Origin of the sequence: Bacillus infantis (assembly GCF_020171945.1) — a bacterium.
GTDB lineage: Bacteria > Bacillota > Bacilli > Bacillales > Cytobacillaceae > Bacillus_AB > Bacillus_AB infantis_A.
Genome location: NZ_JAIVAP010000002.1, coordinates 435,218 through 448,311 on the forward strand (window position 1 = coordinate 435,218; position 13,094 = coordinate 448,311).

15 protein-coding genes are annotated in these 13,094 nt (G+C 45.0%); 10 read left to right on the forward strand and 5 right to left on the reverse strand.

Features of this window, described 5'->3' with window-relative positions:
* Positions 1-50: 50 nt before the first annotated feature.
* Positions 51-305 (reverse strand): DUF2624 domain-containing protein, encoded by a 255-nt coding sequence (locus LCM00_RS06210; protein WP_224898995.1) that lies wholly within the window; start codon positions 303-305, stop codon positions 51-53.
* A gap of 169 nt (positions 306-474) precedes the next feature.
* Here LCM00_RS06210 and LCM00_RS06215 point away from each other — a divergent pair, with 169 nt between their 5' ends.
* Genes LCM00_RS06215 through LCM00_RS06225 form a run of 3 tightly spaced genes read left to right on the forward strand, consistent with a single transcriptional unit; the run spans position 475 to position 2,597 of the window.
* A complete protein-coding gene (locus tag LCM00_RS06215) occupies positions 475-1,266 on the forward strand; it encodes a metal ABC transporter ATP-binding protein (RefSeq protein ID WP_224898998.1) in 792 nt (263 codons plus the stop codon).
* Positions 1,263-2,126, forward strand: a complete 864-nt coding sequence (locus LCM00_RS06220) for a metal ABC transporter permease (protein WP_224899001.1) — start codon at positions 1,263-1,265, stop codon at positions 2,124-2,126. Before LCM00_RS06215 ends, LCM00_RS06220 begins: the two co-directional genes overlap by 4 nt.
* Positions 2,127-2,183: 57 nt before the next feature.
* Positions 2,184-2,597, forward strand: a complete 414-nt coding sequence (locus LCM00_RS06225) for a Fur family transcriptional regulator (RefSeq protein WP_224899003.1) — start codon at positions 2,184-2,186, stop codon at positions 2,595-2,597.
* A 40-nt stretch (positions 2,598-2,637) separates the two neighbouring features.
* Here LCM00_RS06225 and LCM00_RS06230 read toward each other — a convergent pair whose 3' ends face one another.
* On the reverse strand, positions 2,638-3,210 hold the full coding sequence (locus LCM00_RS06230) for a hypothetical protein (protein ID WP_224899005.1): 573 nt from the start codon (positions 3,208-3,210) through the stop codon (positions 2,638-2,640).
* Between the two features lie 389 nt (positions 3,211-3,599).
* Here LCM00_RS06230 and LCM00_RS06235 point away from each other — a divergent pair, with 389 nt between their 5' ends.
* Positions 3,600-4,031, forward strand: coding sequence for a DUF308 domain-containing protein (locus tag LCM00_RS06235; protein WP_224899007.1), 432 nt, complete (start codon positions 3,600-3,602; stop codon positions 4,029-4,031).
* A 77-nt stretch (positions 4,032-4,108) separates the two neighbouring features.
* On the opposite strand, the gene ispG is transcribed toward LCM00_RS06235, so the two are convergent.
* Together ispG and LCM00_RS06245 are read right to left on the reverse strand one after the other, a co-directional pair.
* Positions 4,109-5,224, reverse strand: a complete 1,116-nt coding sequence (gene ispG, locus LCM00_RS06240) for a flavodoxin-dependent (E)-4-hydroxy-3-methylbut-2-enyl-diphosphate synthase (RefSeq protein ID WP_022544197.1) — start codon at positions 5,222-5,224, stop codon at positions 4,109-4,111.
* 147 nt (positions 5,225-5,371) lie between these two features.
* Positions 5,372-5,710, reverse strand: coding sequence for a hypothetical protein (locus tag LCM00_RS06245; RefSeq protein ID WP_224899009.1), 339 nt, complete (start codon positions 5,708-5,710; stop codon positions 5,372-5,374).
* A 168-nt stretch (positions 5,711-5,878) separates the two neighbouring features.
* Here LCM00_RS06245 and LCM00_RS06250 point away from each other — a divergent pair, with 168 nt between their 5' ends.
* Positions 5,879-6,445: a hypothetical protein gene (locus LCM00_RS06250; protein WP_224899011.1), complete on the forward strand. Its 567-nt coding sequence runs from the start codon at positions 5,879-5,881 to the stop codon at positions 6,443-6,445.
* A 152-nt stretch (positions 6,446-6,597) separates the two neighbouring features.
* A complete protein-coding gene (locus LCM00_RS06255; RefSeq protein WP_404802146.1) occupies positions 6,598-7,638 on the forward strand; it encodes a methyl-accepting chemotaxis protein in 1,041 nt (346 codons plus the stop codon).
* A 94-nt stretch (positions 7,639-7,732) separates the two neighbouring features.
* On the opposite strand, the gene LCM00_RS06260 is transcribed toward LCM00_RS06255, so the two are convergent.
* Positions 7,733-8,506 carry a DUF1189 domain-containing protein gene (locus tag LCM00_RS06260; RefSeq protein WP_224899016.1) on the reverse strand — a complete coding sequence of 258 codons (774 nt, stop codon included), beginning with the start codon at positions 8,504-8,506 and terminating at the stop codon, positions 7,733-7,735.
* Positions 8,507-8,731: 225 nt separating this feature from the next.
* Here LCM00_RS06260 and LCM00_RS06265 point away from each other — a divergent pair, with 225 nt between their 5' ends.
* The 4 genes from LCM00_RS06265 to LCM00_RS06280 all read left to right on the forward strand — a co-directional run bounded on the left by LCM00_RS06265 (position 8,732) and on the right by LCM00_RS06280 (position 13,070).
* The gene (locus LCM00_RS06265; RefSeq protein WP_224899019.1) at positions 8,732-10,366 is read left to right on the forward strand and encodes a Na/Pi cotransporter family protein; all 1,635 of its coding nucleotides are present in this window, start codon (positions 8,732-8,734) and stop codon (positions 10,364-10,366) included.
* 82 nt (positions 10,367-10,448) lie between these two features.
* Positions 10,449-10,931, forward strand: coding sequence for a DUF456 domain-containing protein (locus LCM00_RS06270; protein WP_224899023.1), 483 nt, complete (start codon positions 10,449-10,451; stop codon positions 10,929-10,931).
* Between the two features lie 184 nt (positions 10,932-11,115).
* The gene (locus tag LCM00_RS06275) at positions 11,116-11,724 is read left to right on the forward strand and encodes a superoxide dismutase (protein WP_224899026.1); all 609 of its coding nucleotides are present in this window, start codon (positions 11,116-11,118) and stop codon (positions 11,722-11,724) included.
* A gap of 128 nt (positions 11,725-11,852) precedes the next feature.
* Complete coding sequence (locus LCM00_RS06280; RefSeq protein WP_224899029.1) at positions 11,853-13,070, forward strand: MFS transporter; 1,218 nt, start codon at positions 11,853-11,855, stop codon at positions 13,068-13,070.
* Positions 13,071-13,094 lie beyond the last annotated feature (24 nt).

Below are 13,094 nucleotides of genomic sequence, written 5' to 3' on the forward strand. Positions count from 1 at the left end.
ATTCTTGCGCGTCTTATGCTTGTCGGCTCTGGGCAAGCCGCTTCCGCATTTCACTTCGTAAATTGCATAAACAGCTTGTTTACTTCCCTTGCTGTGTCCGGTCCGGCAATTTTGGCAATTTCCTTAATTATCTTGGAACGTTCTGAATCCTGGAAGATGTTTACCTGTTTACCTTTTAAGTAATTGGCAATTTGTTTTGCCTGCACGTGATTTATGGATATTTGGAATTGCTTCGCATATTTTAAAAGCTCTTCAGTCGTAATTGTACTGACTTTATGATTGATGATATTCTCAAATATTTTCATTTTCTCCCACCTCCTCTGTACCTTATGTACAAAAGCCCGGAAATGTGACTGAAAAGTGCTTCCAGAAGAAAATTAAGTCAACGAATCCGGTTCACTTTACATTGTGGTGGAGTTCCGTTATACTACTAAAGTTAAATCGGAATCATTCTTATATTAAAAGGTGATAAAAGTGAAAGATCAAAAACCCATTATTGAGATATCAAATCTCACTTATAGATATGAAAAAGAAAATGTGCTGGAAAATATTAATTTAACCGTCCCTGAAGGGGCATTCCTTGGGATAGTGGGACCGAATGGTTCAGGGAAGTCGACTCTCCTTAAGATGATTCTCGGGCTTTTGAAGCCGCAGAAAGGCGAAATTCATCTGTTCGGACAGCCAATCGGAAAATTCAGGGAGCAGTCAAAAATCGGCTTTGTTTCCCAAAAGGCAAACTCCTTCAATACCGGGTTTCCTGCTACTGTGTTTGAGGTGGTTTCCAGCGGATTGACCAAAAAGCTTGGACTGTTCCGGTTTGCAGGCAGGCAGGAAAGGGCGAAAGTTGCGGAAGCGATTGAATCTGTCGGCTTGACTGCCTTTTCGGGCCGCAATATCGGCGAGCTTTCCGGAGGGCAGCAGCAGCGCGTCTTTATTGCCAGGGCGCTTGTCAGCAGTCCTAAGCTGATGATACTTGACGAACCGACGGTAGGAGTCGATGCTCAGAATGTACAGTCGTTTTATCAGATGCTTGGGGATTTAAATACCAAGCTGGGCATTACGCTGGTTCTGGTAACGCATGACATCGGCACGATAACCGATAAGGTCACACATGTAGCCTGCCTGAATAAGCATCTTCATTTTCACGGAAGGACAGAAGAATTTGAAGACTTCGATCAGAATGAGGTTTCAGAGTTTTACGGACACGGGCTCCATGTCCTTAATCATGACGGCCACCATCATCATCATGAAGGAGGCGCCTTATGATATCGGCTATCCTTGAATATGAATTCTTGCAGAACGCCTTTTTGACTGGCATTATCATAGGCATCATTGCTCCTGTCCTTGGGGTTTTCATCGTGGTGCGCAGACTGTCGCTGATAGCAGATGCTTTGAGCCATGTCACGCTTGCAGGGATTGCAGCAAGCCTCCTGCTGGAAAAAAAGTTCATAGCATTCAGCGGCCTTAATCCGATGTATATGGGTATGCTGTTTTCTGTTGCAGGCTCCCTTTTCATAGAAAAGCTGAGAGCTGTTTATAAGCATTATCAGGAACTGGCCATCCCGATTATCCTTTCGGGAGGGATCGGGATAGGAGTCATTTTCATTTCTCTGGCAGATGGCTTCAATACAGACCTGTTCAGCTACCTGTTTGGAAGTGTAAGTGCGGTCAGCAGGACAGACCTTTGGATAATTTTAATCATTAGCGCCATTGTGGCGATTCTTATAGTATTATTATATAAAGAACTGTTTTTGCTTTCCTTTGATGAAGAGCATGCTAAGGCGTCCGGCATCGCCGCAAAGAGCGTCCATTTCATTTTCATTGTGATGGTTGCCCTTGTCATTGCGGCTTCCATGAGGATTGTCGGGATTCTGCTTGTTTCATCCCTGATGACCCTTCCTGTTGCTGCCAGCATCCGCATTGCCAAAGGGTTTAAGCAAACCATTCTTTTCTCGGTGATCTTCGGGGAAATTTCTGTCCTTGGAGGATTGTCGGTTTCCTATTATCTGGACCTTGCTCCAGGGGGGACGATTGTAATGATCAGTGTCCTTATTCTTGTTTTAACCATCCTGATAAAATCCCTGTTCCTGAAATTTGCTTCCGGCGCTGAAAAAGCCGAGGCATAGGCGGGGCCTGGAAAAGCTGCCAGGAAGCAAGCAGCGCGATTTAAAGAGGTGATTGCAATGAATGTTGAAGAAGCCTTGATTCTTTTAAAAGAAAAAGGATATAAACATACAGGAAAGCGCGAAGAAATGCTGCAGTTCTTTTCTGACAGCAATAAATATCTCACTGCCAAAGATGTGCTCGATAAATTGAAGGACGATTACCCGGGATTAAGCTTTGATACGATATACAGAAATCTTTCTTTATTCGTTGACTTGGGGATCTTTGAAATGACCGAGCTTTCGGGAGAAAAACATTTCCGTTTTACTTGCTCGCACCATCATCACCACCATCACTTTATCTGTCTGGACTGCGGCAAAACGAAGGAAATTGAGACATGCCCGATGAATGAGCTCCAGGAAAACCTGAAAGGCTACGATGTATCCGGCCACAAATTTGAAATCTACGGCCGCTGCCCGGATTGTTTACATTGATATAGGAAAAACCGGCCTTGGGGCCGGTTTTTCTGTTTTTTTACTTTTTTTCAGCTTTCAGCCACTGTTCCACTGCTGCCTTCGCCTCAAACCAGCTGTTCACCCTTACAACCCCTTCAGGGATAGGATCGCGATTATAAGGTGTGTCAAAAAGGATGACGGGTATGCCGCATTCTTCATGGATCGCAACTGCATTATCATGCTTGTCTTCAAAGAATATATCCACTTTGTGCTTCTTAGCCGTACTGATTTTGTCATGAGAGCCAATCAGCTCAACATGATGAAAATTAAGCTCGTTTTCTAGGAACCATTCTTCGGTCAATTCCTGCAGATATGAGCCGCGTGCACTGATAAAGTACAGCTCATGCTTTGATTCCCATTCTTTCAGAACCTGTTTAGCTCCTGAAGCCAACGGGGAATTAGCATAAATCTTTGGTTCATTGTCAAGGAACCATTTTGCAAATTCTTCTTCGCTTATGTCAACCAGGGGATTTAAGTCATATTCTTTTACATCCTCCAGGGTCAGGTTTAATTGGAACGCTTCATTTAAATAGGGGATGATCGATGAAGGGCATGTCACTGTCCCGTCGATATCAATGCCGAATCTTTTCATATGTCTTTTTCTCCTTATATGGATGTCTCATACCATCTTAACAGAACTTGTGCCCTCCAAAAAGGATTGCAGGTGAGAAGCAGGAGATTTGCCTGTTTTTTTATATGGATAAAGAAGTATTTTAACTTCGATTACTGACCAGCAGCACGCATATCCCTTAGGGTCACAGCCGATTTGCCAAAAAGGGCAAAGAGCGTCTTTGCGGCAGGATCGTCATGAGGTCCCCAGGAACCTGATAATCCAGTCGCTGCCGCAGCACATGGCGTTATTAGTCTGCATTCCTTAAGTGAGCAAGAGAAGCTTGTGCTTTTCTTACCATACATTAGCATCGTAAAACAGGAGGAGAGAGCAGATAATAAATAATGCCCCTATAGAAGGGGGCAGCTAATTTGCCATTACTAACAAATCAGGCTTCTGAAAGCGGAGGGATTATATTGGCAGATCAAGAACGCTCTCAGCAAGAACAAGACCTTCGCCACAGCGAAGAGATTGGCGAAAAAAATGAATATGGGTCAAGGAATTATACAGAAGAAACAGCGGCCGAAATCGCAGCACCTGTTTCGCTGGGAAGGGACAGCGGCCGGGAGGAAGACCGCGGAGAAGAAAATACCGGGATGGACCTCTCTGGCGGTATGATGGGGTATGGAGCCTTAGCGCTTTCCATTCTCTCACTTTTTGTCCTGCCGATCCTGTTTGGCGCCGCCGGCATCATTCTCGGCTTCATAGCGCGCAGAAGAGGGGCGCGCACAACCGGGGCTTGGGCAATCGGCATCGGTGCCGTCTCCATTATCATTGGAATCTTTATCCTTCCGTTCTTTTAGGCGGGAGCAGGAAAAAGACCGGCTCAATATTTGAGCCGGTCTTTGTTTGCTGCTGTCGAAGCGGGTGTAAAGCCGCTTTAATCATTCATTTGAAGCTGTTTTTCAGCTTCTTGTTTCGCATAGTATTCTTCAGCGATTTTATCGATCTCGATTTTCAATTCTTCTACCATTGTATCTTCCGGAACTTTGCGGACTATTTTCCCCTTGCGGAACAATAGGCCTTCCCCGCGGGCACCGGCGATGCCGATATCTGCTTCGCGCGCTTCTCCGGGGCCGTTTACAGCACAGCCGAGCACAGCTACTTTTATAGGTGCTTTGATCTTCTGGATATATTCTTCTACTTCATTGGCAATGCTGATCAAATCGATTTCAATCCGTCCGCAAGTCGGGCAGGAAATAAGTGTAGCGGCATTTGAAGATAGGCCGAATGACTTCAGGAGTTCCCTGGCGACTTTGACTTCCTCAACAGGGTCGGCACTTAAGGAAATCCTTAAAGTATTACCGATGCCTTTGCTTAATATGGCACCAAGGCCTGCGGCGCTTTTCACTGTGCCGGCAAACAATGTCCCTGATTCTGTAATTCCAAGGTGAAGCGGGTAATCAAAGGCCATGGCTGCTTTTTCATAAGCTTCGATGGCCAGGTTGACGTCAGAAGCCTTCATGGAAACAATGATGTCATGGAAATCAAGGTCTTCAAGGATTTTGATATGGTGAAGGGCGCTTTCCACCATACCATCAGCAGTCGGGTAGCCGTATTTCTCAATGATCCGTTTTTCCAGTGAACCGGCATTTACACCGATCCGGATGGGGATCCCTTTTTCTTTAGCGGCTTTAACAACTGCTTCCACTTTTTCACGGCGCCCGATATTACCGGGATTGATCCTGATTTTGTCAGCTCCGCCCTCGATAGCCTTAAGAGCCAGTTTATAATCAAAATGGATATCCACTACTAGGGGGATATTGATCCGTTTTTTTATTTCAGCAATGGCATTTGCCGCTCTTTCGTCAGGGCACGCCACCCGGACGACTTGGCAGCCTGCTTCTTCAAGCCGCTTAATTTCAGCGACTGTAGCTTCGACATCATGCGTCTTGGTGGTCGTCATGCTTTGGATAACAAGTTCATTATTGCCGCCGATGGTCAGGTTGCCTACTTTGACCGGGCGGGTTTTGGTACGATGTATAATTTCACTCAATGGTGATTCGCTCCTTTAAATATGGAATTGGAACAAAAAATGAATTTTCAGCAGCGCATTGCAAAGTCCTGCTGCTGTCAAACTATATCCTATTGTATCAATGAACCTGCTGAGTTGACAAGAATGAGGGTTCTGGCATTTATCTTTTCAATTGTTAGTTTTTGCGTAATCCGGAAATTTATAAATTTTACCTGCCTGGATCTTCCCGGCCGTCACCCCGCTGTTAAGCCTTTCAAAATCTGCTGCTACCTGGGAGATGGAAACGGGAACTGAGCTGTTGAGATGCCTCTCTACGATCGTCAGGACAGTTTCCCCGGGTACTGCCTTCTGTTCGAAATAGGCCATAGAACCTTCAGCAGGCTCCACTGTGGAGGAGGCTTCAAGGGCTGGAGCTTGATCAGGGGCAGGAAGGGTCCCGCGGCTCAGATCATAAAATATAATATATATAGCAAGGACAGAAATCAGCAGCGCAGCAATCCGTTTCATGAGCAAAGCCTCCGATCGGCAGTTTTTTACTGAATGTATGCCTGTACATTCAAAAATAGAACAAGCCATTCACACGAAACATCATTTAGGAAAAAATTACTGCTTCTTTACAAATGCTTAACAATACCTCCCTATAATGAAGGATAAATAGAGGGGGAGAGATGCATTTTGGCAAAAACATCACAGTATTCCATCAAACTCAAAAAGGCCGGCAAACGAATTGCCAAACCTTTTCAGAATTTGAAATTAAGCTTAGCGTGGAAACGTCTCATGGCAAAGATGCCGCTGCAATTCAGGCTTTTGTTCCTGACTTTAGGGCTGCTTATTGCGGCCATTTCTGCAGTTGCCTATATCTCATATGAAAAATCAAAAGATACAGCGATAGAGCTTATGGAGCAAAGGCTGGAAAGAGAAACAAAAACTTTTTACCAGCTTGCACAGAACTTGATGTTCATTTACGTGGGAAATGAAGACGAGTTCAGCAAAAAGGTGAACCAGGTACTGAGGGGACAGGAAGCGGAGCTGGCAAAAGATGGGCTGCACGGTGAGTATTTTCTGATTTCGGAAGGAAAGGCGGCAGCATTTGATGTCAGCAAAAAATCTTCTTTAATATTTCCGGAGAAGCTTTTGGCCGGCATCCAGGAAAAAAAGCCGGGATTGCCCATGAAAATTTACAAGGACAAAAATATACCCTTTCCTATCACAATGTCCAGGAACTTAATGGGGTATTTTTAATAGCCATTCCACAGGAGCAATATCTTCACAGTGTTTATGATATGGCAAAATACATACTTATTGCTGCGATTGCCAGCATAGCGGCAGCCGCCCTCCTTATTTTGATGCTGGTCCGAAGCATTACGGGCCCGCTCAATTCGTTAAGGGATATTATGAAGCAGGCCAGGACAGGAAGACTTGACCTGAAAGCAGAATCACGGACCACTATCCCGGAGATTACATCTCTGATAAAGAGCTTTCATAGCATGATGCATCAGATGAGGGAACTGATCGTCCGCATTTCGGATACATCCAGGAATTTGACATGGACAGGCGCTGATCTGCAGGAAATTTCCGGCCTGGTTCTGGAAGAGCAGGAACATCTTAATGAAGCCATCCGCATGGTAAGGGCCGGGGCAGAAGAAACCGCAGGAAGCTCAGAGAAAAGCATTCAGCTTTTTCAGGAAATGAAAAATTCGATTGAAAGCATTTCTCAGATGATGGGAAGCATGACTGCGAGCGCCAGCTCAATGAATATATCAGCATCAGAAGGAGAAGCAAGCATCAAGGAGCTTGTGCATACCGTGAGAAATTATGAAAAAGAGCTTAAAGGAGTTTCTGCCTCTGTACAGGAGGTAAGGGACTATTCAGATAAAATCGCACAGGTGGTTACACTCATTCAGGAAATTGCCGGACAGACAAAGCTTCTTGCCCTGAATGCGGCCATAGAGGCAGCAAGGGCAGGGGAATCAGGCAAAGGGTTCGCGGTCGTGGCTGATGAAGTAAGGAAGCTGGCAGACCAATCCTCGAAAGCTGCTGAAAATATAACAGGGACAATTGCAGAGATGGTGAGCATTTCTGCAAAGGCTTCAGATGGTTTCCAGGAGATGCAGGGTAACTTTAAGATTCATCTGGAGGCAGCTGAGAAAAGCATGACCACATTTGATGTACTCATGCGGGAAATTTCATCCGTGAGCATGATGATCAAAGAGTCCGAGAAAGGCCTGGCCATCCTGAATGGGATATTGCCTGAAGCCGAGGCTTCAGCAGAAGGATTCGCGTCCGTATCACAGGAAACACTTGCTAGTGCTGAACAGATGATTACAGCTTCCAATGAGCAGGCAGCCAAGACCAGAAGAAGCCATGATGCGGGGGAAAGCCTTATTTCCCTTTCCGGGTCGCTTGCGGAAACCATATCATTGTTTAAATATTAAAGAACGAAAAAAGGCGGCCCAATTGGTCCGCCTTTTTCATTTGCATTTAATTGAGATGGTTATCCGGCTGAGAATTCAGCTTGATCACTGCCGCTTATTGCTTGCTCTTTGGCAGCGGCACTTCCTTTATTGCCAGCATAAGGATGATGATGGAAACAAACCAGTTGATCATGAAGCCGCTTGGCACAGTTGTCTGCAAAACGCCCATGACTGCAAAGAAGACTGTCGGCAGTGTGACACTGTATGCGGCCATCCGCCATAAGTGCCTGTATTGCAGCCGGCGGCCCGCAATGCTGCGGAGAAGCAGGCCAATCAGCGCCAGCACGGAAACCTCGATAAATTTAACCGCGGTGCTGAACAGGTAAATGACTAAAGCCATAATAATGATGAAAATCACCAGGACTGAATCAATGGAATCCAGGAATGATACTGCCTCTTCCTTCGTCAAAGTCAGATCGCCAGCCATTGAATAAGAATAAGATTGAACCTGCCCGCCGGCAACAAACATAAATTCATCTTTAAGCATTGCGAGGGCCATATTGGAATCGGCCAGCTCTTCTTTATTGGCAGTGCCTGTTGAGTCAAATACAATGGTAAAGCTGTTTTTATTGATGATGATGGGAGCTTTTTGATCGGAATGCAGTTCCCCGTTCTCAATTGTGAAATCAGGGATATCCTCTGCCAGGCTCTCACGGGCGGCATCTGCTCCGGACATGATGGCCGTGCTGAAATAATAGATGGTTGGCAGAACGGACAGGAGGGTAAGGAGGAAAACATATAGAATTGTCTTCCCGATTCCCTGAAAACGGAAGGCGGCTATATCCCTAGGGGAATAGAGACTTTTAAAAAACTGTTTAAATACATTCATTTTGACACACCCTTAAAAAGATTCACCATTTATTTTAGCCGCAGCGCCCCATATGTACAAGTATGATCAATAATCAGTTTTGTAACATAATTGTAACATTAAGCTTAAATGTTAAGGTATTGTAAATTTGGCTAAAGTAATCTTTACTTTTTATTTACCCATCATACATAATGATGTGGGGTTTGTAGATTAATGTCGAATCTAAAAAGTTATAGGGGTTGAAAAATGGTGGAACTAAACATCCAGCAAATGCTTTTTGAATTTTTGGGCGGCCTTGGTATTTTCTTATACGGTATCAAATTCATGGGCGACGGCCTTCAAAAATCGGCCGGTGATAAACTTAGGGATATATTGGACAAGTTTACTACCAATCCGGTCATGGGTGTTCTCGCGGGGATCATTGTCACGATCCTTATCCAGAGCAGCTCTGCTACAACAGTCATTACCGTCGGCCTTGTCAGTGCCGGCTTCATGACCCTGCGCCAGGCAATTGGCGTCATCATGGGTGCGAATATCGGAACGACGGTAACGGCGTTCATCATAGGTATTGATGTAGGAGAATACGCACTTCCAATCATTGCATTGGGCTCAATCATGCTATTCTTCTTTAAAAATAAAAAAGTACATAATGTCGGCCAGATTGTTTTTGGATTCGGGGCATTATTTTATGGGCTTGAGCTTATGAGCGGCGGGATGAAGCCGCTCAGGGGGCTTGAGGCGTTCCACGAATTAACAGTCAATATGAGCTCAAACCCGATCCTTGGTGTAGTGGTCGGAACATTGTTCACGGTCATTGTCCAAAGCTCGAGTGCGACGATCGGGATTCTCCAGGGCTTGTTCTCTGAGAATCTGATCAATCTTGATGCAGCTCTGCCGGTCCTCTTTGGGGATAATATCGGGACAACCATTACGGCTGTCCTGGCAGCCATTGGGGCATCTGTAGCAGCAAGGAGAGCTGCAGCTGTTCACGTCCTTTTCAATCTGATCGGGACAACCATTTTCCTGATTCTGCTTCATCCATTCAATCTGGTGATTTCTGCTTTACAGGATAAGCTGAGTCTCAATCCGGAAATGACGATTGCGTTTGCACACGGAATCTTCAATACGTCCAACACATTGATCCAGCTTCCGTTTGTAGCAGCACTTGCCTTCATAGTCACAAAATTGATTCCGGGCGAGGATTCAGTTGTTGACTATAAAGCAAAACATCTTGATCCGGTATTTATAGAACAGTCTCCTTCAATTGCCCTTGGCCAGGCGAAGGAAGAAGTGCTCAGAATGGGGTCGTTTGCGGTTAAAGGCCTTGAAGAAACAAATCTGTTTTTAAAGACGAAGCTCAAAAAGCATTCAGACAGCACATACCAGCTTGAAGAAGCCATCAATAATCTTGACCGCAAAATTACAGATTATCTGATCAGTCTATCGACAAGCTCACTTTCGGAAAATGAATCTGAAGAGCATACAGTGCTGATGGATACAGTCAGGGATATCGAGCGGATCGGCGACCACTTTGAAAACATCATTGAACTGATTGAATATCAGCAGGCCAATAAGGTGAAAATCACTGATTCAGCGATGAATGACCTTGAGGATATGTTTGCTTTGACAATTTCAACGGTGAAGGAATCACTCGAATCCCTTGACCATAATGATAAGGAAGCTGCAAGGCATGTTGTCAAAAAAGAAGAGGAAATTGACAAGATGGAAAGAAAGCTTAGAAAGCAGCATATCATCAGGATGAATGAAGGGACATGCACCGGGCAGGCGGGAATTGTTTATGTAGATATCATCAGCAACCTTGAGCGTATCGGCGATCATGCTGTAAACATCGCAGAGGCTGTTTTAGGAGAAGACAATTAGTGTATAGTAAGCAAGAGGGAAACCTCTTGCTTTTTCCTTTTCAGACGGGAAAGAAAAATAAAAAATCGAAGGTGCTGGTCTAATGGATTACGTATACTGGACGATAATCATTATTTTATTTGCGGTTGCTTTTATCGGCCTCTTTCTACCTATCATTCCAAGCGTCCTTTTCATCATTGGAGGATTTGCTGTTTATGGGCTTGCCTTTTCTTTTGAGCCCTTCGGGTGGCTGTTCTGGCTCGTCCAGGGGATGTTTGTCCTGCTTCTTTTCGGCGCCGATTATGCCGCCAATATGATTGGCATCAAGAAATACGGGGGTACAAAGGCGGGTATCTGGGGAAGCACGATCGGCATCCTGGCCGGCCCTTTTGTCATCCCGGTTTTGGGGATACTGATCGGCCCCTTCATTGGCGCCATAGCCGCTGAAATGATTGTCCATAAGAAGGGCATCAAGGAAGCTGCAAAAATCGGTATGGGATCGGTTGTCGGCTTTGTCAGCAGTATCGCGGCAAAGGGGTTCATCCAGACAGTCATGATCGTGTACTTCCTTTTTCTCGTTTTATGACCGCTCCTTGCATAAAAGGGAGATGGGAGGGTATTGTATATCTGTCAGGCAAAGCTTTTTGTTTGAAAGGATTACCCAAGTTTGGTAATCTTACATTAAAGTCTTTTAGAACGATTCTATTTTCTGAAAAATGGAATAGATGCCGTTCGGAAGCTAAATAATGATACATAGGGAGGAATTTATTATGGCATTTGAATTACCGCAATTACCTTATGCTTATGATGCGCTGGAGCCAAACATTGACAAAGAAACAATGAACATCCACCACACGAAGCACCATAACACATATGTAACAAACCTTAACAATGCATTGGAAGGCAATGAAGAGCTTCTTTCAAAAACAGTTGAGGAAGTCGTTTCAAATCTTGACGCTGTTCCTGAATCAGTCCGCACAGCAGTTAGAAACAATGGCGGAGGACATGCCAACCACTCTTTATTCTGGCAGATCCTTTCTCCAAACGGCGGCGGCGAGCCGACTGGCGAGCTTGCAGATGCGATCAGCAGCAAATTCGGCAACTTCGAAAACTTCAAAGAAGAGTTCGCAAAAGCTGCTACTACACGTTTTGGTTCCGGCTGGGCATGGCTCGTAGTCAACAATGGCGAGCTAGAAGTAACAAGCACTCCAAACCAGGACTCTCCATTGATGGAAGGCAAAACGCCTGTCCTTGGCCTTGATGTTTGGGAGCATGCGTACTACCTGAAATATCAAAACCGCCGTCCTGAATATATCAACAACTTCTTTAACGCAGTTAACTGGGAAGAAGTATCTAAGCGCTATAGCTCAGCAAAATAATCTTTCCATCCATTAGAGGCAGCAGATTCGTCTGCTGCCTTTTCGCGTGCAATCAAAGCGGTCCTGGATGAATAAGCAGCTGCCCATTGTAGAAGACTACCCTTAGAAACAAAGGGGAGTTTTATAATATGAGCAAAATGAATAAGCTGATCGGAAATATTGAGCTGAATAAAGACCTGACCCTGCTGCTTTTAATCGGGGGGCTTTATTCTCTGAGTGTTGCTCTTTCAAACACTTTTGTAAATATTTATTTATGGAAGCAATCAGGGGAATTCAGGGATCTTGGGCTGTATAATTTATCAATTGTCGTTATCCAGCCGCTTACCTTTATCCTTGCAGGAAGATGGGCGAAAAAAATTGACAGGGTCATCGTCCTGCGGATCGGCGTCATATGCCTGGCTCTTTTTTATTTGACTGTCCTGATCATCGGCACTAAGGCATCGCAATTCCTGCTGCTCCTTGGAGCGCTGCTTGGAATGGGATATGGGTTCTATTGGCTGGCGTTTAATGTGCTTACCTTTGAAATCACCGAACCGGATACGCGGGATTTTTTTAATGGATTCCTTGGAATCCTTTCTTCTGTCGGAGGGATGATTGGGCCCATCTCAGCCGGCTTCATCATATCCAGGCTGGAAAAATTCACAGGGTATTCGATTGTTTTTGGGCTTTCTCTGGTCCTTTTCTCACTTGCTGTCTTTTTAAGCTTTTTCCTGAAGCGCCGTCCTGCGGAAGGGGCCTATTGGTTTGTCCGCATTTTTAAAGAAAGAGATAATAATCCCAACTGGAAGCTTGTCACCAATGCCCACTTTTTTCAGGGGCTCCGTGAAGGAACCTTTGTGTTTGTCATCTCTGTCTTCGTTTTCATTTCGACAGGCAGTGAAATGGCCCTCGGTACATTCGGGCTGATCAATTCAGGCATTGCCTTTGTAGCGTATTATCTTGCATCAAGGCTCATAAAAAAGAAATACCGCAAAAAATCGATCCTGGCTGGCGGACTGATTCTATATGCCAGCATCTTTTTTATCATCATTGATGTTACGTACGCAAGGCTGCTTATGTATGCGGCCTCGATTGCCATTGCTTACCCGCTTCTGCTTGTTCCCTATGTTTCCATGACCTACGATGTTATAGGAACAGGCTGGCGTGCAGCTGAAATGAGGATTGAGTATATTGTCGTAAGGGAAGTATTCCTGAATATGGGCAGGGTGGTATCCATTCTCTGCTTCCTCGGTGCAGTCACTTTTTTCAGCGAGGAAAAGAGCATTCCCATTTTATTGCTGTTCGTTGGGGCAGGCCATTCAGTGATTTACTTCTTTTATCGGAAAATTCAAATCAAGCCTGCATAGGAGGGGGAGCGAGAGCCCCCTCTT